Source organism: Streptomyces sp. NPDC057743 (genome assembly GCF_042798755.1).
In the GTDB taxonomy this organism is placed as follows: Bacteria; Actinomycetota; Actinomycetes; order Streptomycetales; family Streptomycetaceae; genus Streptomyces.
In genome coordinates this window covers 187058-209265 of record NZ_JBHVJX010000009.1, presented here as the reverse complement: position 1 = coordinate 209265, position 22208 = coordinate 187058, and the positions used below count along the sequence as shown (strand labels likewise).

The following is a 22208-nucleotide window of genomic DNA, read 5'->3' as shown; positions in this document are numbered from 1 at the left end:
TACATCTGAGGGAGAATTGAGCATAACGATCCGGCCGCAAACGGAAGCGGAGTGTGAGGGTCGGGGCGGCCGGTGACGGGCGCCCGTACCGACGGTAGGACGTCGGGGGTACCGGCTGGGTAACGGATGGTGCCCCGGAGGCGACCGCCTCTTGACGGGCGGGCCACCCATCGCCGTAGATGCCCTGTGGCCCGTACGCACACCGGAAGGAGGGCCGGATGAGACTGCTGCTCGTCGAGGACGACGATCACGTCGCCGCGGCCCTGTCCGCGGTGCTGGCCCGGCACGGCCTGACCGTCGTGCACGCCCGCAGCGGCGAGGAGGCGCTCCAGGCCCTGTTGCCGGACGAGGCCGAGCCGTTCGCGGTGGTGCTGCTCGACCTCGGGCTGCCCGACCAGGACGGCTTCGAGGTGTGCGGCCGGATCCGACGGCTCTCCGCGACGCCGGTCATCATGGTCACCGCCCGCTCCGACGTCCGCTCCCGGATCCATGGCCTCAACCTCGGCGCCGACGACTACGTCGTCAAGCCCTACGACACCGGCGAACTGCTGGCCCGTATCCACGCGGTGAGCCGGCGCACCGGCGCCGCGGGCGTGCCCGGCGAGGTGGCGGTCGAGGAGGGCGGCCCCGGCGAGCCGCTGCGGCTCGGGCCGCTCACCGTCGAACTCCCCACCCGCCAGGTGTCCGTGGACGGCGCCGTCGTCCCGCTCACCCGCAAGGAGTTCGACCTGCTGGCGCTGCTCGCGCAGCGGCCCGGTGTGGTCTTCCGCCGGGAGCAGATCATCAGCGAGGTGTGGCGGACGAGTTGGGAGGGCACCGGCCGCACGCTGGAGGTGCACATCGCCTCGCTCCGCGCCAAGTTGCGGATGCCGGCGCTGATCGAGACGGTGCGCGGCGTCGGCTATCGCCTGGTCGTGCCGGCCGCCGGCGCCGTCGCGGGCGCCCGGCCGCCGGCCTCCTGAGGGCTGCCCCGGCCCGTGCGCGCCCGACTCCTCCCGCTCCTTATCGTCCTGATGGCCGGCGTGCTGCTGGCGCTCGGCATGCCGCTGGGGGTGATCACCGCCGGCGTGGAGCAGCAGAAGGTGGTGGTCGACCGGATCGACGACGCGGCCCGGTTCGCCTCCCTCGCCCAGTTCGTCACCGCGCGCCCCGACTCCTCCGCCGGCAACAAGACCCCCGAGGAGGACGAGCGGTTGGCCACCCTCCGGGCCGAACTCACCCGCTACCACGCCCTCTACGGCATCCGCGCCGGCGTCTTCTACCGGGACCGCACCCCGATGGCCGCCGCCCCGCACGATCTGACGGTGCCCACGGGCGGCGAGAGCGCGCAGGCGTTCAACGAGGCGCTGGCCGGCCGCCGCAGCCACGACCCGCGCCAGGTCTGGCCCTGGGACAACGCCGGTCGGATCCCGGTCGCCTCGCCCGTCATCCGGGACGGCGACGTGGTCGCGGTGGTCGTCACCGACTCGCCCACCGGGCGGATGCGGGCCCGCATCCTGCACGAGTGGCTGCTGATCGCGGCGGGGGAGGCCGCGGCGATGCTGGTCGCGGTCGGCGCGGCGGTCCGACTCACCGGCTGGGTGCTGCGGCCGGTGCGGGTGCTCGACGCGGCCAGCCACGACATCGCCACCGGCCGGATGAACGCCCGGGTGGCCGGCACCGCGGGGCCGCCCGAACTCCGCCGGCTGGCCCGCTCGTTCAACGAGATGGCCGACCACGTCGAGGACGTCCTGGAACAGCAGCGCGCCTTCGTCGCCGACGCCTCCCACCAACTGCGCAACCCGCTTTCGGCGCTGCTGCTGCGGATCGAGCTGCTGGCCCTCGAACTCCCCGAGGACAACGAGGAGATCGCCTCGGTGCGCACCGAGGGCAAGCGGCTGGCCCGGGTCCTGGACGACCTCCTGGACCTGGCGCTCGCCGAGCACTCCGCCGCCGACCTGAGGCTGCTGGACGTCGCGGCGCTGGCCGCCGAACGCGTCGACGCCTGGCGCCCGTTGGCCGAGGACAAGGGCGTACGCCTCGTCTACGAAGGGCAGCCAGCGGTCACCGGTTGGGGCGACCCGATCGCCCTCTCCAGCGCGCTGGACGCGGTCGTCGACAATGCCCTGAAGTTCACCCCGGCCGGGGAACCGGTCACGGTGGCGGTGGCGCCCGACGGCGAACGCGTCACCATCACCGTCGCCGACCGCGGCCCCGGGCTGACCGAGGACGAACTGGCCCGGATCGGCGACCGGTTCTGGCGCAGCAACCGCCATCAGAACGTCTCCGGCTCCGGCCTCGGCCTGTCCATCACCCGTGCCCTGCTCGCTCCCGGTGGCGCCACCCTCGCCTATGCGCCGCACCCACCGCACGGCCTGGAGGTCACGGTCGCGGTACCGCGGACGGGGCCTTGAGGGGCGAAGTGGTCCTGTCGCGGGCGATGTTGGCCCGTGAATGCGGTTCGGTTGCTGTGCGATTGCCCTGCGGCGGTGCCGTGATTGCGCCGTGAATTGGGTCGTGATTGCACCGCGGTTATGTCGATGCATTGCGCCACCGCACGGGGCGCAATGTGCTGGCGCAATGCGGTGCTACCTCACTGCAATGCCTCGATCTTGCCCGCATTGCACCGATCTATTGCACCGAGCCATTGCGCCGACCTGCGCCCCGCGTCGCCCCAGGCAACGCGTCACTCACCGGGTGACCGGGTGACCGCGTGGCCGACGGCGCGACCGAGAGACCGACTCGGTCACTCACTGCTTCACGGAGACGTAGTAGTTCCGGGCGCCCCGGTGCAGCGGCAGCGGATCGGTGAACACCGCGGTCCGCAGGTCCACGTTCTGCGCCGCGTGCACCACGTGCCCGATCGCGTCCCGGCTGTCGATGACGGTCCTGGTGATCCCGAACGTCAGCGACGCGTCCTCCCGGTCCGTGGTTACCAGCAGATTGGCCACCGCGATGGTCTTCACCGTCTGCCCGTCCTGGACCCGCGGATAGGCGTCGGCGGGCATCACCGCTGCCCGGTAGTAGCGGGTCGGCGCGCCCTGCCGGTGTAGCGCCGGGATCAGGTCGCCGAGCTGCACCAGCCGCACCGGGAAGCGTTGCGCCAGCCGCTGCACCGCCGTCGTCGGCAGCCCGCCCGACCAGAAGAACGCGTCCAGGTCGTGGTGCTCCAGCATCCGCGGCATCCGGTCGATGCCCACCCGCACCGGGACGATGTCCCGGTCGAAGTCCAGTCCGGCCGCCAGCATCAGCCGCCGGGTGATCAGTTGGACGCCCGACCCGTCGGCGCCGACGCCCACCCGCAACCCCCGTAGATCGGCGGCCGAGCGCACCGCCGAGCCCCGGGGCACCACCAGCTGCATGTAGTCGTCGTAGAGCCGGGCGCAGGCCCGCAGCCGGTCCGCGCCGGGCTCGTGCCGGTCCTTGTAGGCGGCCACCGCATCCGCCGTGGCTATGGTGAACGAGGCCCGCCCGCCGGCCAGTTGGCGCAGGTTGTCCAGCGAGCCCTCGCTGCGTTGCAGCCGCACGTCGACGCCCGGTAGATCGCGCGCGAGGTCGCCCTTGAGGAGCTCGCCGTACCGCGCGTACACCCCGGTCGGGAGGCCGGTGGCCATCGTCACCCGCCCCCGGGGCGCGGGCGGCCGGCCCGGCTGCACGAACCACAGCACCAGCCCCAGGAGGGCCAGCGCCGCGGTTGCAGCGGTCAGCGCCCGGCGGCGGCCGGGTCGGGGGAGCGTTGCCATGGGCGAGATCCTGCCAGCCCCGGCGCGCCAGCGGGAGGGGGCGAAACGTTACGTCTTCGCCTCCGTCCAGACACCCCTCCCGCCCGCTGTTCCCAAGGCCGTCCGCAGCCGCTCCAGCAGCGTCCGGGCCGCCGGTCCGGCCGGTCCGTCCGCCCGCCAGGCCAGCACGATCCGGCCACGCGGCCGCGCCCCGCGGAAGGCCAGCGTGCGGAGTCCTGGGTCCGCCGCCGCGGCGGATTCCGGGACCACCGCCACGCCCAGACCGCGGGCCGCGAGCCCGACCAGCAGTTGCGGTCCGGCCGCCTCGAAGGCGATCCGCGGCCGGAATCCGGCGTCGGCGCAGGCGCGTTCCAGCACCCCGCGGATCCCGGTGCCGCGCGGCAGGCTGATCAGAGGGCGGTCACGCAGCGCGGTCAGCGGGATCCGCCCGTCCTCCGCGACCGCCAGCAGCGGGCTGTCCGGGGCGACCGCCGCCACCAGCGGCTCGTCGGCCACGATCTGGAACGACAGCCCCGCCGGCGGCTCCGCCTCGGCGGTCCCCAGCAACGCCACGTCCAACTCGCCCCGTTGCAGCGCCGCGAGCATCCGCTCCGAGTTGTCCGCGGCGAGCGCGACGTCCACCTGGGGATGCGCGTCGTGGAAGTCCGCCAACAAGGACGCCACCTCCGCCTCCCGCGCCGGGGCCGCCCCCGACACCAGCCCGAGGGTGACCTGGCCGCGCAGCAACCCGGTGAACTCCGCCACCGTCTGCCGCGCCCCCTCGACGGCGGCCAGCGCGGCCCGGGCATACGGGAGCACCGCAGCGCCCACCTCGGTCAGCGTCACGGACCGTCCCGAGCGGTCCAACAGGGGCTGCCCCAGCTCCCGTTCGAGCTGCCGGACCTGCGCGCTGACCCCCGGCTGCGCCAGGTGGAGACGGGCCGCGGCCCGGGTGAAGTTGGCCTCCTCCGCCACCGCGACGAAGTAATGCAACTGTCGAAGCTCCATGACCACGCATTCTGCAGCCCCATCACCACGGGTTCTAGAGAGGAGAAGAACCGGCTCTTGGACTTATGACGGGGCTCGGCAAGATCCTGGAGACCTACCGGCCCACCCGCCCACCGGGGCCGGACCGGAGACGGGGAGGAACCATGGACATCCGCGCCGCGATCGCCGCCGAACGACGCGAGCTGGCCGACCTGTTGGACGCCCTCACGCCCGAGCAGTGGGACGCGCCCTCGCTGTGCACGGGCTGGCGGGTGCGGGAGGTCGCCGCCCACATGTCCATGGGCTTTCGCTACGCGTTCCCCCGGGTCGTCGCCGAGTTGGTCAGGGCCCGGGGCCTGCACCGGATGACCGACCGGCTCGCCCGTAAGGACGCCGCGGCCCTTCCGCCGGCCGCCCTCGCCGCCGCCCTCCGGGACCACGCGCACCACCCCTGGACCCCGCCGGTCGGCGGCTTCGCGGCGGCCCTGGGCCACGACGTCGTGCACGGCCTGGACATCGCCGTCCCGCTCGGCCTGGACCGCCGCGTCCCCGAGGACCGCCTACGGGTCCTGTTGGACGGCCTCACCCCACGTGGCATGAAGTTCTTCGGCGTCGACCTCGAAGGGGTGGCGCTGCATGCCGACGACCTCGACTGGTCTTACGGCACCGGGGACCCGCTCCACGGCAGCGCCCAGGACCTGCTGCTGGTCGCGTTCGGACGGAAGCTCCCGCCCGGCCGGCTCCGCGGCGCACCGCGGGCCCGCTTCGCCGCCGCATGACGCCGGCCCACCGGCCCCGTGGCGCCGCCTCGCGCGCACGGCCGCCGAAGGCCGCGCCGGGAGCCCGTACCCTGGACGGGTGAGCGGTAACGACGTGGCCGGCGGAGCAGTGGCGGAAGTGAAAACGTACGAGGTGCGCACCTACGGGTGCCAGATGAACGTCCATGACTCCGAGCGGCTTTCGGGGTTGTTGGAGGGCGCGGGCTACGTACGGGCCCCCGAGGGCACCGGTGAGGGTGAGGCCGACGTCGTCGTCTTCAACACCTGCGCGGTGCGCGAAAACGCCGACAACCGGCTGTACGGCAACCTCGGTCGGCTGGCGCCGGTCAAGGCCCGGCGGCCCGGTATGCAGATCGCGGTCGGCGGCTGCCTGGCGCAGAAGGACCGCGACACCATCGTGAAGAAGGCGCCCTGGGTGGACGTCGTCTTCGGCACGCACAACATCGGCAAGCTGCCCGTCCTCTTGGAGCGCGCCCGTGTCCAGGAGGAGGCGCAGGTCGAGATCGCCGACTCGCTGGAGGCGTTCCCGTCCACGCTGCCGACCCGCCGGGAGAGCGCCTACGCGGCCTGGGTCTCCATCTCGGTCGGCTGCAACAACACCTGCACCTTCTGCATCGTCCCGGCCCTGCGTGGCAAGGAGAAGGACCGCCGGCCCGGCGACATCCTGGCCGAGGTCGAGGCCCTGGTCGCCGAGGGCGTCTCCGAGATCACCCTGCTCGGCCAGAACGTCAACGCCTACGGCTCCGACATCGGCGACCGCGAGGCGTTCAGCAAGCTGCTGCGGGCCTGCGGCTCGATCGAGGGGCTGGAGCGGGTCCGCTTCACCTCCCCGCACCCGCGCGACTTCACCGACGACGTGATCGCGGCGATGGCCGAGACGCCCAACGTGATGCCGCAGCTCCACATGCCGCTCCAGTCGGGCTCGGACACCGTCCTGAAGGCGATGCGCCGCTCGTACCGCCAGGAGCGCTACCTCGGCATCATCGAGAAGGTGCGCGCCGCCATCCCGCACGCGGCCATCACCACCGACATCATCGTGGGCTTCCCCGGCGAGACCGAGGAGGACTTCGAGCAGACCATGCACGTCGTGCGCGAGGCCCGGTTCTCCCAGGCGTTCACCTTCCAGTACTCCAAGCGGCCCGGCACCCCGGCCGCCGAGATGGACGGCCAGATCCCCAAGGAGGTCGTGCAGGCCCGCTACGAGCGCCTGGTCGCCCTCCAGGAGGAGATCTCCTGGGAGGAGAACAAGAAGCAGGTCGGCCGCACCCTGGAGCTGATGGTCGCGGAGGGCGAGGGCCGCAAGGACGACGCCACCCAGCGGCTCTCCGGGCGCGCGCCCGACAACCGCCTGGTCCACTTCAGCAAGCCGGACCAGCCGGTGCGCCCCGGTGACGTGGTCACCGTCGAGGTCACCTACGCCGCCCCGCACCACCTCCTGGCCGAGGGCCCCGTCCTGGACGTCCGCCGCACCCGCGCCGGCGACGCCTGGGAGAAGCGCAACGCGGCGGAGGCCGCCAAGCCGGCCGGGGTGATGCTCGGCCTGCCGAAGATCGGTGCCCCCGAGCCGCTGCCGGCCGTCACGCCGGGCTGCGGCTGCGACTGACCCCGACCGCCTCCCACCGGCCGTGGACGGGCGCGGGGAGCCTGGCGTTACGCTGCGTGCATGCTCGTAGCCGCCGCTCTCTGCCCCTGTCCGCCGCTGCTCGTTCCCGAGGTCGCCGCGGGCGCCGCACCGGAGCTCGACCCGGTGCGGGCCGCCTGCGTGGACGCCGTCGGGGTGCTCGCCGCGGCCCGGCCCGACCGGCTGGTCGTGCTCGGCCCGGTGACCGACGAGGCCGACGTGGGGCGGTATCCGCAGGGCACCCCCGGTTCGTTCCGCGGGTTCGGCGTGGACCTCGACGTGACGCTGGGGGCCGCCGACGCCCAACTGGCGGCTAACGGGCCGCAGTTGCCGCCCTCACTGGCCGTCGGCGCCTGGCTGCTGTCCCGTACGGCGTGGGCCGATGCGCCCTTGGAGGGGCTCGGGGTGGCCGAGCGGCTGCCGCTCGACCACTGTCTGCCGCTGGGCCGGGAGCTCGCCGACTCCGCGTCCCGGGTGGCGCTCTTGGTGCTCGGCGACGGCAGCGCGCGCCGCACGGTCAAGGCGCCCGGCTACTTCGACGAGCGGGCCGAGCCGTTCGACACCGCCGCGGCCCGCGCCCTGGGCGCCGCCGACACCGAAGCGCTGGCCGCCCTGGATGCCGGGCTCGCCGCCGACCTGCTGGTCTCCGGGCGGTCCTGCTGGCAGGTCCTCGCGGGCGCCGCCGAGGGCGCCGGGCTGCGCGGCCAACTGCTGCGCGAGGAGGCCCCGTACGGCGTCGGGTACGCGGTGGCGGCCTGGTCGTAGCCGGTGGCGCGGCCGGGCGAGCGTCCCGGCCGCGCCCGGCCGCGGGCGGCTACTGCCGCGCGCCCTCGCCGGCCGCGCGGTCCGCCGCCACCGGCCCCGACTGCTGCCGCGGGATCCCGGTGCCGCCCTCCGCAACGGCCGCACCCACGGGCTCCGGCACCGCCTCGTCCACCGCCACATCGGCAGCCGCCTCTGCGGCCTCGTCCGGCGCCGCGGCCTCCACCGGCTCGTCGTCCACGTCCACCGGGGCGTCCGGTTGAGCCTCTGCCCGGGGCTCCAATGGGGCCTCGGCTCCAGCCTCGACTGCCCCCGGTTCCGCGGCCGCCGCCGGGTCCGTCGCCTCACCCGCCGGCGCATCCGCCGGCGCATCCGGCTCCGCGCCCGCGCCCGAGCCGGTTGCCGGCTCCGCTGCCCGGTCCTGCGCGCCGTCCCGCGCGTCGTCCGGAGCGCCGTCCTCCGCTGCCTGCACCTCCGACTCCGGTGGGGGAGCTGCCGCCTTGGACGCCTCTGGGGCGGCAGCGTCGTCCGTACCCGGTGCCGCCTCCTTGGCGGCCTGCGCCCCCGTTTCCGCCGCCGCGGCGCTCTCCTGCGCCGCGTCGTCCTTGCGCCGGCGGAACCGCGAAAACACGCCCATAACTGCTCCTACGCTCCTCGTGTGGGGGAAATCCCTCGTCGCCCGGAGCGTCCGCTTGCGCCGCCCGACGGGCCCCGGCAGCGCACCGGCGTTCGGGATCTCGTCATCTGGCAACGACGCCGCAGGTGCGCCGTCACGTCGCTCGTTCGAGATGAGTCCGTGAGGTTTGCGAGACTGACGGGGTGAACACCGTCGCCCCCGCACCGCGGGTCATCGCCGTCGTCGGCCCCACCGCGGCCGGAAAGTCCGACCTGGGCGTCGCGCTCGCCCAACACCTGGGCGGCGAGGTCATCAACGCCGACTCGATGCAGCTCTACCGGGGCATGGACATCGGCACCGCCAAGCTCACCCCCGAGGAGCGGCAGGGCGTTCCGCACCACCTCCTGGACATCTGGGACGTCACCCGCGGGGCCAACGTCGCCGAGTACCAGCGGCTGGCCCGCGCCGAGATCGACCGGCTGCTGGCCGAGGGCCGCACCCCGGTCCTGGTCGGCGGCTCCGGTCTCTACGTCCGCGGCGCCCTCGACGTCATGGAGTTCCCCGGCACCGACCCCGCCATCCGCGCCCGCCTGGAGGCCGAACTCGCCGAGCTGGGCAGCGGCGCGCTGCACGCCCGGCTCGCCGCCGCCGACCCGGAGGCCGCCCGCGCCATCCTGGCCGGCAACGGCCGCCGGATCGTGCGCGCCCTGGAGGTCATCGAGATCACCGGCCGCCCGTTCACCGCCAACCTCCCCGGCCACGAATCCGTTTACGACACCCTCCAGATCGGCGTGGACGTCGAGCGTCCCGAGCTCGACGAGCGGATCGCGACCCGGGTCGACCGGATGTGGGAGGACGGCCTGGTCGACGAGGTGCGCCGGCTGGAGGGCGAGGGGCTGCGCGAGGGCCGCACCGCCTCGCGGGCGCTGGGCTACCAACAGGTGCTCGCCCATCTGGCCGGGGAGTGCACCGAGCAGCAGGCGCGGGACGAGACGGTGCGCGCCACCAAGCGCTTCGCGCGCCGCCAGGACTCCTGGTTCCGCCGGGACCCGCGGGTCCACTGGCTCAGCGGTGCGGCGGACCGTCGGGCCGAGCTCCCCGCGCTGGCACTGGCGTTGCTCGAACGACCGGTCACAGCCTGATCACGTCATGGCATCGGGACGCTCCGGCCGTCATCCCGGCCCCTGAGGGCGTGTCATCATCGACCTTCGATCGAGGCGTGCAATCTGGCAGTGGGGAGGGCGCGTGGCAATGGAGGCCAGCCCTCGCAAGAGAGCCCAACAGCCGGACCGGGACGGCACCGGCGCGGCACCGTCACCCGAGGACGACCGGGCGGTCCACGGCACCCACCAGCAGCCGCACGGCCGCCCCCACGCACCCGACGACGGCATCCCGGACGGCCACCCCGTCACCCTCGACGCCTCCGACGGGCCCGATGCGGAGCAGGCCCCGGCGCCCGAGGGCGGGGAGTCCTTCCGCGACCTGCGCCCGCCCCGGCGGCTGCGCTGGTGGCAGCTGGCCCCGATCGTGGCGCTGGCCGCCCTCGGCTCGCTGATGTTCGCCTTCCCGTTGGCCTTCGAGCTCGGCGGCGACGGCGGCGCGGTGATCGCGATGCTCGGCCTGCTGCTGTGCTGCTGCGCCGCCGGCACCGGCATGATGGCCGCCCGCCGGGTCGGCCACACCTGGCCCGGCCTCCCGGTCCGCGGCTCCGGGGGCCGCGCCAGCTGGCGGGTGGTGCTGCTCTACGCCGCCGTGGTCGCCGTGCTCGCCGCGCTGGCCATCTGGCGGGTCGCCCGCCTCCGCTGAGGCCGTTGTCCACAGGCCCCCGCCCCGTCCGGCCGGTGCCGCGTCCTCCCCGTAGGATTCAGGAGTGACCAGCACCCAGCGCATCGCCTTCCTCAAGGGCCACGGCACCGAGAACGACTTCGTGATCGTCCCGGATCCGGACGGCCGGCTCGACCTCCCCGCGACCGCCGTCGCGAGGATCTGCGACCGCCGCGCCGGAGTGGGCGGCGACGGCCTGCTGCGCGTCGTGCGCTCGGCCGCGCACCCGGAGGCCCGGGCGATGGCCGACGAGGCCGAGTGGTTCATGGACTACCGCAACGGCGACGGCTCGATCGCCGAGATGTGCGGCAACGGCGTCCGGGTCTTCGCCCGGTACCTCCTGCACGCCGGCCTGGTCGAGGCGGGCGACCTGGCGATCGCCACCCGCGCCGGGGTGCGCCGGGTCCACCTCGCCAAGTCCGGTGACGTCACGGTCTCCATGGGGCGCGCCGCGCTGCCCGAGGAGGGTGTGGTGGTCGAGGTCGACGGCCGCAGCTGGCCGGCCCGCAACGTCAACATGGGCAATCCGCACGCCGTCGCGTTCGTCGAGGACCTGGCGCACGCCGGGGAGCTGCGCGAGCAGCCGCAGTTCGGCCCGGCCGAGGTCTATCCGGAGGGCGTCAACATCGAGTTCGTCGTGGACCGCGGCCCGCGCCACGTGGCGATGCGGGTGCACGAGCGCGGCTCCGGCGAGACCCGTTCCTGCGGTACCGGCGCCTGCGCGGTGGCCGTCGCCACCGCCCGCCGGGACGGCCTGGACCCGGCCGCGACCGGCACCCCGGTGACGTACACCGTCGACGTGCTGGGCGGCGCGCTGACCATCACCGAGCTGCCGGACGGCACGGTCGAGATGACCGGGCCGGCCGTGATCGTCGCCGAGGGCACCTTCGCGCCGGAGTGGCTGACCGGCGCGCTTGCCGGCTGACGGCGTCGGCCGAGGGGCGCCGGAGCACGCCCCTCGACCAGGGGAAGCGGTTTCGGCGAGAAGAAACGATTCCGGCCAGAAACTTCCCTCGAATGGGTGGTCCGATTCACGCTGAGCGAGAGGCGGACAGCGCTGCGTGATGGGCTCGGTAGCATCAAGCACCGGCCCGGGCGCCCGAACTGACGACGCCCCACCGCCGGTCGACGCCGCCGGAGGTGCCCATGAGCGCAGAGGCCACGAACCCTGGTAACCCGGAAACAGCCGGCCGTTGGCGCGGCGGCCCCCGGCCGGCGCTCCGGGGGCTGCGCCGCATCGGCCGCGCCGCACTGCTCGGCCCGGCCCCCCGCGACGGACTCCCCGACGCCCTGGAACACGTCGCCAAGGTGCACCGCCACCACCATCCCGACGCCGACCTGGACACCCTCAGCAGGGCGTACCAACGCGCCGAGTCCTCGCACCGCGGCCAGTTGCGCAAGAGCGGCGAGCCGTACATCACCCACCCGCTCGCGGTCACCCTGATCCTCGCCGAACTGGGCGCGGAGACCACGACGTTGACCGCCTCGCTGCTCCACGACACCGTCGAGGACACCGAGATGACGCTCGATCAGGTGCGGGCGGAGTTCGGCGCCGAGGTCTGCTACCTGGTCGACGGCGTCACCAAACTGGAGAAGGTCGACTACGGCGCGGCCGCCGAGCCGGAGACCTTCCGCAAGATGCTCGTCGCCACCGGCAACGACGTGCGGGTGATGTCCATCAAGCTGGCCGACCGGCTGCACAACATGCGCACCCTCGGCGTGATGCGGCCGGAGAAGCAGGCCCGGATCGCCGGCGTCACCCGCGACGTGCTGATCCCGCTCGCCGAACGCCTGGGCGTCCAGGCGCTCAAGACCGAGCTGGAGGACCTGGTCTTCGCGGTGCTGCACCCCGACGAGTACGCCGAGACCCAGCAGCTGGTGGCGTCCTACGCCGGCCGCCCCGACCCGCTCGCCGCGATCGCCGACCGGGCCCGGGTGGTGCTGGCCGACGCCGGCATCGACGCCCAAGTCCTCGTCCGGCCGCGGCACTTCGTCTCCGTACACCGGGTCCTGCTGGCGCGCGGCCGGCTCACCGGCGCGGACCTCGGCCGGCTGCTGGTCCTGGTGGCAGAGGACGCCGACTGCTACGCCGTGCTGGGGGAGTTGCACACCTGCTTCACCCCGGTGGTCTCGGAGTTCAAGGACTTCATCGCCACCCCCAAGTTCAACCTCTACCAGTCGCTGCACACCGCCATCACCGGTGCGGGCGGCGAGATCGCCGAGACGCTGATCCGTACCCACCGGATGCACCGGGTCGCCGAGGCCGGCGTGATCGCCCTGGGCAACCCGTACGCCCCCACCGACGGCGCCGACGCCCCCGAGGGCGAGCGGGCCGACCCGACCCGCCCCGGCTGGCTCGACCGGCTCCTGGACTGGCAGCGCACCACCCCCGACCCGGACACCTTCTGGACCTCGCTCCGCGACGATCTCGCCCAGGAAGGCGAGATCGCCGTCTTCTGCACCGACGCCGCAGCGGACGGCCCCGGCACCCCCATCGGGCTGCCCGCCGGGGCGAGTTGCGTGGACGCCGCCTACGCCCGGTACGGCGAGGCCGCGCACGGCTGCATCGGCGCCCGGGTCAACGGCCGCCTCGCCACCCTCGGCACGGTTCTGCACGACGGCGACGGCCTCCACCTGCTGATGGCCCAGGACTCCGCCGGCCCCTCGCCGGAGTGGCTCGACCACGCCCGGACGCCGGCCGCCCGGCTCGCCATTTCCCGGTGGCTGGCCCGGCCCGAGGGCCCCGGCGAGCCGGCCGCCGCGCCCGCCGGCCGGCGCAGCGAACGCCGCCGCGCTCCCGGCCACCGTCCCGCCGGCCCGGAGCGCGCACCGGCCGCCTCCGGCCTCGCGGTGGCCGATCTGCCCGGCGCCACCGTCCGGTTGGCCGGCTGCTGCACCCCGGTGCCGCCGGACACCGTCACCGGCTTCGCCGTCCGCGGCGGCACCGTCACCGTGCACCGCGCGCTGTGTCCCGCGGTGGCCCGGATGGCGGCGATGGGCCGGCAGCCGGTCGGGGTGCGCTGGCGGGGTGCAGGCAAGGGCGGCCCCGGTTGCCGGGTGACGCTGCTGGCCGAGGCGTTCAGCCGGCCGCACCTGCTGCCCGACCTCACCGAGGCGATCGCCGCGCAGGGCGTCGCCGTGGTCTCCGCCGCTGTGGAGCCCCCGCACGAGCAACTGGTCCGGCACACCTACACCCTTCACCTGCCGCACGCCGACGGGCTGCCCTCCCTGATGCGCGCGATGCGCCAGGTGCCCGGCGTCTTCGACGTGGTCCGGGCCGCCGCGACCGTGCGTTCCTAGGGGCCGCACGAAGGGCACCGCGCGACCGGGACAGATCGGGCGCGCGGGCGCAAGCCGGATGGCGCAGGTGCCGCTCGTTCGGGTGCCGTGCTGCCGTGCCGTCCACTTGCAGGCGGGCCGCGCTGATAGCGGTAGCCCATGTCCGTTCCCTTGCGCCGTCCCTCCCGCGAGCCCGACGGGCCCGCCCCCCACCGCACCGCCGCCGGCCGTTCCGTATCCGGCCGGACCGGCCCGCACCGCGGCCGGATCCCCCGCCGGGCCGCCGCCCTCGGCCTCGCGATCGCCGCCACCCTCGCCGCGGCCCCGCCGCCCCCCGAGCCGGAGGGCATCGGCGACCGCCTCTTCCCGACGCTCGGCAACCCCGGCTACCACGTCACCTCGTACGACATCTCCCTGGACTACTCGGGCCGCAACGACCGGCCGCTGGACGCCGTCACCGTCATCAACGCCCGGGCCGCCGCCAACCTCGACCACGTCAACCTCGACTTCGCCGCCGGTTCGGTGAGCTCCGTCCTCATCAACGGGCTGCCCGCCCGGCACGAGCAGGCCGGTGAGCACCTGGTGCTCACCCCGACCGTGCACGTCTTCCCCGGCCAGCAGCTGCGGGTCGTCGTCCACCACACCAGCGACCCGCGCGGCAAGGGCAACGGCGGCTGGATCCGCACCAAGGACGGGCTGGCGATGGCCAATCAGGCCGACGCCGCGCACCGGGTCTTCCCCTGCAACGACCACCCCTCCGACAAGGCGTACTTCACCTTCCACGTCACCGCGCCGCGCGGCCTGACGGCGGTCGCCAACGGGCTGCCTGTAGGGGAGGGCACCCGCGGCCCGCGCCGCACCTGGTCGTACCGCACCTCCCACCCCATGGCCACCGAGCTCGCCCAGGTCTCCATCGGGCGGTCCGTCGTGCTGTCGCACCGCGGTCCGCACGGGCTGCCGCTGCGCGACGTCGTCGCCGCGACCGACCGGGGCCCGCTCGCCCGTTGGCTCGCCAAGACGCCGGAGCAGATCGCCTGGATGGAGCGGAAGGTCGGGCGGTTCCCGTTCGAGACGTACGGCGTGCTGATCGCCGACGCCAGCACCGGCTTCGAATTGGAGACCCAGACCCTCTCGCTCTTCGAGAAGCGACTTTTCGGGATCGCCCAACTGCCCAGCTGGTACGTGGAGTCGGTGATGGTGCACGAGCTGTCCCACCAGTGGTTCGGCGACAGCGTCAGCCCCCGCCGCTGGTCCGACGTCTGGCTCAACGAGGCCCACGCCACCTGGTACGAGGCCCTCTACGCCCAGGAGAAGGGCGGCCCCCGCGCCTCCATGGAGGCCAGGATGCGGCACGCCTACCAGATGTCCGACGGCTGGCGGGCGGAGGCCGGCCCGCCGGCCCTGCCCAAGGTCCCCGAACAAGGCCGCAAGATCGGCATCTTCCGCCCGATGATCTACGACGGCAGCGCCCTGGTGCTCTACGCCCTACGGGACAAGATGGGCCAGGCCGGCTTCGACCGCCTGGAGCGGGAGTGGGTGGCCAAGCACCGCGACGGGGTGGCCGGCACCGCCGACTTCATCAACCTCGCCTCCGAGGTCTACGGCCACAACCTCTCCGGCTTCTTCTGGGAGTGGCTCTACGGCGCCAAGACCCCGCCGATGCCCGGCCACCCCGAGTGGAAGCCCCAGGCGGCGACCAAGCAGGCCCCGGTGAACGGGAGGACCACGGTGCAGGGGCGGACGCCGGCCAACGGGAAGGCCGCGCACACCCGCGGGCGGCAAGCCCTGGCCACACCCGGTGCAGCGCACCTCCACCGACGGTGACCGTCGGCCGGGAGCGGGCGACCCGTGGCCGGACCCCGCGCATCCGCTCGCGCGCAGCCACCCGGAAACCCGCGTGACGCCCGTCTCCCGGCCGTGCGACCATCAACGGGCCGACGACGGCCGGGCCCCGGGAATCTCCGGGACGGCCCGGACGTTGAGCAAACCGAACGGCACAGCCACCGCCAGCCCCGGCGGGACCGACCGGTCCCCGGGGCGCCCTACGACGCGAAGGATCAAATGACCTCCTCTTCTTCCCTTCCGCAGGACCGGCAGCGCCTCCCCGAGAGCCTTCGGGCCGACGCCCTGATGGAAGAGGACGTCGCCTGGAGCCACGAGATCGACGGGGAGCGCGACGGCGACCAGTACGACCGCTCCGAGCGCGCGGCACTGCGCCGCGTCGCCGGGCTCTCCACCGAGCTTGAGGACGTCACCGAGGTCGAGTACCGGCAGCTGCGCCTGGAGCGCGTGGTGCTGGTCGGCGTCTGGACGTCCGGGACGGTGCAGGACGCGGAGAACTCCCTCGCCGAGCTGGCCGCGCTGGCCGAGACCGCCGGCGCCATGGTGCTCGACGGCGTCATCCAGCGCCGCGACAAGCCCGACCCGGCCACCTACATCGGCTCCGGCAAGGCCCTGGAGCTGCGTGACATCGTGCTGGAGTCCGGGGCGGACACCGTGGTCTGCGACGGTGAGCTCTCGCCGGGCCAGCTGATCCACCTTGAGGACGTCGTCAAGGTCAAGGTGGTCGACCGCACCGCCCTGATCCTCGACATCTTCGCCCAGCACGCCAAGTCCCGGGAGGGCAAGGCGCAGGTCTCGCTGGCACAGATGCAGTACATGCTCCCCAGGCTCCGCGGTTGGGGTCAGTCGCTGTCCCGTCAGATGGGTGGCGGTGGCTCCGGCTCGGCCGGCGGCGGTATGGCCACCCGTGGTCCCGGTGAGACCAAGATCGAGACGGACCGGCGGCGGATCCGCGAGAAGATGGCGAAGATGCGCCGGGAGATCGCGGAGATGAAGACCGGCCGGGACGTCAAGCGCCAGGAGCGCCGGCGCAACAAGGTCCCCTCGGTCGCCATCGCCGGCTACACCAACGCCGGCAAGTCCTCGCTGCTGAACCGCCTCACCGGCGCCGGAGTCCTGGTGGAGAACGCCCTGTTCGCCACCCTGGACCCGACCGTCCGGCGGGCCGAGACCCCCAGCGGGCGGCTCTACACCCTCGCCGACACCGTCGGCTTCGTCCGTCACCTGCCGCACCACCTCGTCGAGGCGTTCCGCTCCACGATGGAGGAGGTCGCCGATGCCGACCTGATCCTGCACGTGGTCGACGGCTCGCACCCGGTGCCGGAGGAGCAGCTGGCGGCGGTCCGCGAGGTGATCCGCGACGTCGGTGCCACCGACGTGCCCGAGATCGTCATCGTCAACAAGGCCGACGCGGCCGACCCGTTGACGCTCCAGCGGCTGCTGCGCCAGGAGAAGCGCGCCCTGGTGGTCTCCGCCCGCACGGGCAAGGGCATCGCGGAGCTGCGCGACCTGCTCGATGCGGAACTCCCGCGTCCGCAGGTCGAGATCGAGGTGCTGGTGCCCTACACCCAGGGTGCCCTGGTCTCGCGGGCGCACGCCGAGGGCGAGGTCATCTCCGAGGAGCACACCGCCGACGGCACCATGCTCAAGGCCCGGGTCCACGAGGAACTGGCCGCCGAGTTCCGGCCGTTCGTCCAGGCCGCCTGACGGTCCGGGCGGGCGCGCGCGGCGTACGCACGAGACGACGAGGGCCCGCCCCCGGGAGACCGGGGGCGGGCCCTCGCCCTTGTGTGCCACGGGCGGGCGGCGCCGTCGACGCCGCCCGCTCACACCGCTACTGCTGGTTCGCCCACTTCTTGCTCATCGCGTCGAAGAGGGACTTGGCCTCGGCGCCCAGGTGCGGGCCGGCCGACCAACGGGCCGGGCGCGGCCCCATCGACATGTTGGAGACCAGCACCGGCTTGCCGTCCGAGCCCTTGATGAACCAGGGGCCACCGGACGAACCGCCGGTCATGGTGCAGCCGATGCGGTACATGGTCGGCTTCTTGGCGTCCAGCGACAGCCGGGTCGGCTTGTCGGTGCAGGACTGCTGCACCGCACCGTCGAACGGCGGCTCGGCCGGGTACCCCTGCGCCGTCAGGCTCGGGATCTTCGACATCGCCGGCGCGTTGAAGTCGACGGCGTAGGCGCCACCGGCCATCTCCTCCAGCGACTTGCCGCCGGTGTTCTCCTCCGGCTTCACGTGCATCAGCGCGAAGTCGTACGGGGCCATCGGGACGCCCGGCACGGCGCCGCCGTCCTTGATCCACTCCTTGGACGTCGACATGTCGTCCGCCCACCACTTGCCCGACGGGACCCGGTCCTCGAACGGGGTGGTCTTCATCTGGGTGGCCGGTGCCCCGGTCCGGTTGAAGTTCGGGACGAACATCATGTTCCGGTACCAACCGCCGTTCTTGCCGGCGTGCACGCAGTGCGCGGCGGTCCACACGAGGTTGGACTTGCCCGGGTGCGCCGGGTCCTTGACCACGGTGGCGGAGCAACGGGACTCGCCCTGCGGCGTGCTGAACAGCAGCAGGCCGACGCCCGGCGCGGAGGCGGTGTAGGGCGTCTTCACCGGCTGCGCGGCGACCGCCGCCGGCTCCGGGTCGGTCTTGCCCTGGTCCTCGGTGATGTCAGAGGGCTTGCTGGGATCCTGGGGCGGCTTGACCTTGTCGATCTTGTCCGGGTTCCAGAAGTTCTTGATGATCGGGTTGATGAACTCCCCGGCTTCCCGGAGCCACTTGTCCTTGTCCCAGTTCTTCCACTCCCCGTTCTTCCACTTGTCCAGGTCGACGCCGTGCTGCTTGAGCTTGTCCTGGAGATCCTTGGGGATCTTGATCGCGCCCCCGCCCGAGGTGTCCTGGGCGGCCTCGGTGGGCTTGGCGTCCGCGTTGTCGCCCGACGGTCCGCAACCGGTCGCGGTCAGCGCCACGACGGCGGTGAGCGCGGCGGCGGCCAGGACGGGGGACCTGCGGGCGCGCAGCGCCCTCCTCCCGGGGCGGTGAGGGGCGGCGGGCGGGCGTATCGGTCGCATGGGCGGAATCTCCCCCTGTGTCAAACGGATTGAGCCGGTCCGGCTCAGGAGTGGAGCCCCCGTCGCGGGCCTTGTCATGAACCGCAAGATCCGGGTGCAGCCCCCCACTATGCCGGTGACCGGGGGGACGACGGTACCCGGGGCCCCGGTTCCCGCCGTCAAGGATCTTGACGCCGCCCCGTGTTCCCACGCCGGTGCCGTCGTTGGTACGTACGGGGGACGGCCGGGCTGCCCGTCGGCCGCAGCGGTATCCAGCAGTTCACCAGCCAGGAGGACACAACTGCCGTGGCGTTGACCGAAATCGTGCCGGCGGCCGCACCGCCGGCCCACGGGGGGATCCTGCGCCGCCAGGCCCTGCGTGAGTCCGCCGCCCGCACGTATGCGCGCTCGCTGCCGATCGTCCCGGTGCGCGCCCGCGGGCTGACCATCGAGGGCGCCGACGGCCGGCGCTACCTCGACTGCCTCTCGGGGGCCGGCACGTTGGCGCTCGGCCACAATCACCCCGTGGTCCTGGAGGCCATCCGCGCCGTCCTCGACTCCGGTGCGCCGCTGCACGTCCTCGACCTGGCGACCCCGGTCAAGGACGCCTTCACCACGGAGCTGTTCGCCACTCTGCCCGGGGAGTTGGCCGAAAAGGGGCGGATCCAGTTCTGCGGCCCGGCCGGCACCGACGCCGTCGAGGCCGCCTTCACCCTCGTCCGCGCCGCCACCGGCCGCCAGGGACTCGCGGCCTTCTCCGGCGCCTACCACGGCATGACCGCCGACGCCCTGGCCGCCTCCGCCGGGGCCCGGCACCCCGGCGTGACCCGGCTTCCCTACCCCTACGCCTACCGCTGCCCGTTCGGGGCCGGCGGCGAGCACGGCGCCGAACTCTCCGCCCGTTGGACCGAGAACCTCCTCGACGACCCCAAGGGCGGGGTGCCCCGGCCCGCCGGAATGATCCTCGAACCGGTCCAGGGCGAGGGCGGCGTGATCCCCGCCCCGGCCGGCTGGCTGCGCCGGATGCGGGAGATCACCGCCGCCCGCGACATCCCGCTGATCGTCGACGAGGTGCAGACCGGCGTCGGCCGCACCGGCACCTTCTGGGCCGTGGAACAGAGCGGCATCGTGCCCGACGTGCTCGTGCTGTCCAAGGCGATCGGCGGCAGCCTGCCGCTCGCGGTCGTCGTCTACCGCGAGGAGTTGGACGCCTGGCGCCCCGGCGCGCACGCCGGCACCTTCCGCGGCAACCAACTCGCCATGGCCGCCGGCACCGCCACCCTCGCCTACGTCCGCCGCAACGGCCTGGCCGCCCGCGCCGCCGAGCTCGGCGCCACGATGCTCGCCCGGCTCCGTGAGGTCGCCGCCGCCCATGACTGCATCGGCGACGTCCGCGGCAGCGGGCTGATGCTCGGCGTCGAACTCGTCGACCGGGACGCCGACGCCGACCCGCTCGGCGCCCGCCCCGCCGCCCCGGCGCTCGCCGCCGCCGTCCAACAGGCGTGTCTGGACCGCGGCTTGATCGTCGAACTCGGCGGCCGGCACTCCGCCGTCGTCCGCCTGCTGCCACCCCTGACCCTCACCGACGAACAGGCGGACGCGGTCCTCGACCGGCTCGCCGACGCCATCGCGGCGGCCGTCCGCGCCACCCCCGGGCCCCCGAGCTCACCCCCCACCCCCCTGCGAGGCACCCCCGCATGAACGAACGCCCCGGCCACGACGGCACCCAGGCCGCCGAACGGTTCCCCGCCCACCCACCGGGCGCCGGCCTCGTCGAACCGGCCGTCCCCCGCCAACAGCGCCGCCCCGGTGACGACACCTGCCACCAACAGACCCCGGCCGCCGGCCATCGCGGCGCCCACGACCCCGTGCGCCACCCCGACGCCGACCCCCTCGACCACCCGGACCCGGCCGTCGCCGCCGACGCCGCCGGCATCGAGAACCTGCTGCGCTGCTGGATCCGGGAGCACGACACCCCCCGCCCCGCCGGCGGCCGGCTGCGGCTGGCCCTGCACGCCAGCGCCACCGCCCTGCACGTCCCCGTCCGCCACTGGTCGCCCACCGGCTGGCACCGCCTGGGCGCCCCCACCCTCGAAGGCACCCCGCCCGGCTCCGCCCCGTTGGACGCCGTCACCCTCGCCGCGCTGCTGCGCCGAGAGGCCGCACACGGCGGCGACCGGCGGGCCTCGGACGGCGGCGAACACCGGGTTGCCGACGGCGACGAACCGCCCGGCGCGCAGGCCCCGCAGGCCCCGGACGGCGACGGCGCCGAACTGGTCGGCCGGGTCGCCAACTCCGTGCGCACCACCGCCCTGTTCATCGCCGACCGGCGCGCCCACCCCGCGCAGGACCCGGGCTCCCGTTTCCTCGACGCCGAGCAGTCGCTCCTCCTGGGCCACCCCCTGCACCCCACACCCAAGAGCCGCGAGGGCCTCACCGACGCCGAGGTCCACGCCTATTCGCCCGAACTCCGCGGCTCCTTCCCGCTCCACTGGATGGCCGTCGACCGCTCCGCCGTCGCCGCCGACTCCGCCTGGACCGAGCGCGGCCGCACCGTGCCCGCCGGACAGCTCGCCGCCCAACTGGCCGGCGACGGGCTCCCGTTGCCCGAGGGTACCGTGCCGCTGCCGCTCCACCCCTGGCAGGCCCGGGACCTCGCCACCCGCCCGGAGGTCGCCGCCCTGCGCGACGCCGGACTGCTGCACGACCTCGGCCCGCACGGCCCCCACTGGCACCCCACCTCCTCCGTCCGCACCGTCTGCCGCCCCGGGGCGCCCGCGATGCTCAAGCTCTCCCTGGGCGTGCGCATCACCAACTCCCGCCGGGAGAACCTCCGCAAGGAACTGCTGCGCGGCGTCGAGGTCCACCGGCTGCTGCGCACCGGACTCGCCGCGCAGTGGCAGGCCGCCTTCCCCACCGCCCCCGGCTTCGACATCGTCCGCGACCCCGCCTACCTCGCCGTCGACGGACCGGACGGCACCCCCGTCCAGGGCCTGGACGTCGTCATCCGCCACCAGCCCTTCGACGCCGACGACGACGCCGTCTGCATCGCCGGGCTCACCGCGCCGCGCCCCTGGCCCGACCACGGTGCGATGCGCTCCCGTCTGGAGAGCGTCATCGGCGCGCTCAGCGCCCGCACCGGCCGGCCGGCCGGCGCGGTGGCCACGGAGTGGTTCCTGCGCTACCTCGAAGCCGTCGTCCGGCCCGTGCTCTGGCTCGACGGGACGGCCGGCGTCGCCCTGGAGGCCCACCAACAGAACACCCTCGTCCTCTTGGACGCCGAGGGCTGGCCCGTAGGCGGCCGCTACCGCGACAACCAGGGCTACTACTTCCGCACCTCCCGCCGCGCGGAACTGGACCGGCGCCTGCCCGGCATCGGCACCGCCAGCGACACCTTCGTCGCCGACGACGTCACCGACGAGCGCTTCGCCTACTACCTCGGCATCAACAACGTCCTCGGCCTCATCGGGGCGTTCGGCGCCGCCCGGTTGATCCGCGAGGAGCTTCTGCTCGCCGCCTTCCGGCGGTTCCTCACCGACGCCGCGGCGGCCCCCGCCGCGCACCGCTCCACCCTGCCCGAGCTGCTGCTGACCGCCCGCACCCTGCGCTGCAAGGCCAACCTCGCGACCCGGCTGCACGGCCTGGACGAGCTCGTCGGCCCGGTGGACACCCAGTCCGTCTACGTCACCGTCCCCAACCCGCTCGTGCCCTAGGCCCTGTTGACCCCAGCCCCCACAGGAGAGCG

At 74.0% G+C, this 22208-nt stretch carries 17 protein-coding genes; 13 read left to right on the top strand and 4 right to left on the bottom strand.

All coding sequences use genetic code 11. The annotated features are described in order from the left end of the window. Positions 1–218 precede the first annotated feature (218 nt). Together ACFVFQ_RS13065 and ACFVFQ_RS13060 are read left to right on the top strand one after the other, a co-directional pair. Positions 219–962, top strand: coding sequence for a response regulator transcription factor (locus ACFVFQ_RS13065; RefSeq protein WP_383413542.1), 744 nt, complete (start codon positions 219–221; stop codon positions 960–962). Positions 963–977: 15 nt separating this feature from the next. Beyond that, complete coding sequence (locus tag ACFVFQ_RS13060) at positions 978–2393, top strand: ATP-binding protein (protein ID WP_383413538.1); 1416 nt, start codon at positions 978–980, stop codon at positions 2391–2393. A gap of 336 nt (positions 2394–2729) precedes the next feature. On the opposite strand, the gene ACFVFQ_RS13055 is transcribed toward ACFVFQ_RS13060, so the two are convergent. Then, the gene (locus ACFVFQ_RS13055; RefSeq protein WP_383413535.1) at positions 2730–3722 is read right to left on the bottom strand and encodes a TAXI family TRAP transporter solute-binding subunit; all 993 of its coding nucleotides are present in this window, start codon (positions 3720–3722) and stop codon (positions 2730–2732) included. Between the two features lie 48 nt (positions 3723–3770). Next, positions 3771–4709 carry a LysR family transcriptional regulator gene (locus ACFVFQ_RS13050; RefSeq protein ID WP_383413532.1) on the bottom strand — a complete coding sequence of 313 codons (939 nt, stop codon included), beginning with the start codon at positions 4707–4709 and terminating at the stop codon, positions 3771–3773. 143 nt (positions 4710–4852) lie between these two features. On the opposite strand from ACFVFQ_RS13050, the gene ACFVFQ_RS13045 reads away from it, so the two are divergent. The 3 genes from ACFVFQ_RS13045 (at position 4853) to ACFVFQ_RS13035 (ending at position 7853) form a co-directional block, all read left to right on the top strand. After that, on the top strand, positions 4853–5467 hold the full coding sequence (locus ACFVFQ_RS13045) for a maleylpyruvate isomerase family mycothiol-dependent enzyme (RefSeq protein WP_383413529.1): 615 nt from the start codon (positions 4853–4855) through the stop codon (positions 5465–5467). Between the two features lie 79 nt (positions 5468–5546). After that, entirely contained in the window at positions 5547–7070 is a 1524-nt protein-coding gene (gene miaB / locus ACFVFQ_RS13040) for a tRNA (N6-isopentenyl adenosine(37)-C2)-methylthiotransferase MiaB (protein ID WP_383413526.1), read from the top strand. A gap of 60 nt (positions 7071–7130) precedes the next feature. Further along, positions 7131–7853, top strand: a complete 723-nt coding sequence (locus ACFVFQ_RS13035; protein WP_383413523.1) for a class III extradiol dioxygenase subunit B-like domain-containing protein — start codon at positions 7131–7133, stop codon at positions 7851–7853. A 49-nt stretch (positions 7854–7902) separates the two neighbouring features. Here ACFVFQ_RS13035 and ACFVFQ_RS13030 read toward each other — a convergent pair whose 3' ends face one another. Next, positions 7903–8487 carry a hypothetical protein gene (locus tag ACFVFQ_RS13030; RefSeq protein WP_383413520.1) on the bottom strand — a complete coding sequence of 195 codons (585 nt, stop codon included), beginning with the start codon at positions 8485–8487 and terminating at the stop codon, positions 7903–7905. Positions 8488–8669: 182 nt separating this feature from the next. Here ACFVFQ_RS13030 and miaA point away from each other — a divergent pair, with 182 nt between their 5' ends. The 6 genes from miaA (at position 8670) to hflX (ending at position 17118) form a co-directional block, all read left to right on the top strand. Continuing rightward, positions 8670–9608: a tRNA (adenosine(37)-N6)-dimethylallyltransferase MiaA gene (miaA, locus tag ACFVFQ_RS13025; protein WP_383413517.1), complete on the top strand. Its 939-nt coding sequence runs from the start codon at positions 8670–8672 to the stop codon at positions 9606–9608. 109 nt (positions 9609–9717) lie between these two features. Next, a complete protein-coding gene (locus tag ACFVFQ_RS13020; protein WP_383413514.1) occupies positions 9718–10272 on the top strand; it encodes a hypothetical protein in 555 nt (184 codons plus the stop codon). A gap of 64 nt (positions 10273–10336) precedes the next feature. Beyond that, entirely contained in the window at positions 10337–11215 is an 879-nt protein-coding gene (gene dapF / locus ACFVFQ_RS13015) for a diaminopimelate epimerase (RefSeq protein ID WP_383413511.1), read from the top strand. Between the two features lie 221 nt (positions 11216–11436). Further along, positions 11437–13590: a RelA/SpoT family protein gene (locus tag ACFVFQ_RS13010; RefSeq protein ID WP_383413508.1), complete on the top strand. Its 2154-nt coding sequence runs from the start codon at positions 11437–11439 to the stop codon at positions 13588–13590. A gap of 138 nt (positions 13591–13728) precedes the next feature. After that, positions 13729–15393, top strand: a complete 1665-nt coding sequence (locus ACFVFQ_RS13005; RefSeq protein WP_383413505.1) for a M1 family metallopeptidase — start codon at positions 13729–13731, stop codon at positions 15391–15393. Positions 15394–15630: 237 nt separating this feature from the next. Then, positions 15631–17118, top strand: coding sequence for a GTPase HflX (gene hflX / locus ACFVFQ_RS13000; protein WP_383413502.1), 1488 nt, complete (start codon positions 15631–15633; stop codon positions 17116–17118). 127 nt (positions 17119–17245) lie between these two features. On the opposite strand, the gene ACFVFQ_RS12995 is transcribed toward hflX, so the two are convergent. Continuing rightward, positions 17246–18484, bottom strand: coding sequence for a trypsin-like serine peptidase (locus ACFVFQ_RS12995; protein ID WP_383413499.1), 1239 nt, complete (start codon positions 18482–18484; stop codon positions 17246–17248). 285 nt (positions 18485–18769) lie between these two features. Between ACFVFQ_RS12995 and ACFVFQ_RS12990 the strand changes: the two genes are divergently transcribed. After that, positions 18770–20164, top strand: coding sequence for a diaminobutyrate--2-oxoglutarate transaminase family protein (locus ACFVFQ_RS12990; RefSeq protein ID WP_383413672.1), 1395 nt, complete (start codon positions 18770–18772; stop codon positions 20162–20164). Next, positions 20161–22176 carry an IucA/IucC family protein gene (locus ACFVFQ_RS12985; RefSeq protein ID WP_383413496.1) on the top strand — a complete coding sequence of 672 codons (2016 nt, stop codon included), beginning with the start codon at positions 20161–20163 and terminating at the stop codon, positions 22174–22176. The genes ACFVFQ_RS12990 and ACFVFQ_RS12985 overlap by 4 nt, the downstream gene beginning before the upstream one ends. Positions 22177–22208 lie beyond the last annotated feature (32 nt).

Bases quoted from the DNA above. Each gene is read 5' to 3' on its own strand.
- ACFVFQ_RS13055 (WP_383413535.1), bottom strand. From the start codon at position 3,722: ATGGCAACGCTCCCCCGACCCGGCCGCCGCCGGGCGCTGACCGCTGCA.
- ACFVFQ_RS13050 (WP_383413532.1), bottom strand. From the start codon at position 4,709: ATGGAGCTTCGACAGTTGCATTACTTCGTCGCGGTGGCGGAGGAGGCC.
- ACFVFQ_RS13005 (WP_383413505.1), top strand. From the start codon at position 13,729: ATGTCCGTTCCCTTGCGCCGTCCCTCCCGCGAGCCCGACGGGCCCGCC.
- ACFVFQ_RS13010 (WP_383413508.1), top strand. From the start codon at position 11,437: ATGAGCGCAGAGGCCACGAACCCTGGTAACCCGGAAACAGCCGGCCGT.
- ACFVFQ_RS13030 (WP_383413520.1), bottom strand. From the start codon at position 8,487: ATGGGCGTGTTTTCGCGGTTCCGCCGGCGCAAGGACGACGCGGCGCAG.
- ACFVFQ_RS13035 (WP_383413523.1), top strand. From the start codon at position 7,131: ATGCTCGTAGCCGCCGCTCTCTGCCCCTGTCCGCCGCTGCTCGTTCCC.
- ACFVFQ_RS12985 (WP_383413496.1), top strand. From the start codon at position 20,161: ATGAACGAACGCCCCGGCCACGACGGCACCCAGGCCGCCGAACGGTTC.
- ACFVFQ_RS12995 (WP_383413499.1), bottom strand. From the start codon at position 18,484: ATGCGACCGATACGCCCGCCCGCCGCCCCTCACCGCCCCGGGAGGAGG.
- hflX (WP_383413502.1), top strand. From the start codon at position 15,631: ATGACCTCCTCTTCTTCCCTTCCGCAGGACCGGCAGCGCCTCCCCGAG.
- ACFVFQ_RS13045 (WP_383413529.1), top strand. From the start codon at position 4,853: ATGGACATCCGCGCCGCGATCGCCGCCGAACGACGCGAGCTGGCCGAC.
- ACFVFQ_RS13065 (WP_383413542.1), top strand. From the start codon at position 219: ATGAGACTGCTGCTCGTCGAGGACGACGATCACGTCGCCGCGGCCCTG.
- ACFVFQ_RS13020 (WP_383413514.1), top strand. From the start codon at position 9,718: ATGGAGGCCAGCCCTCGCAAGAGAGCCCAACAGCCGGACCGGGACGGC.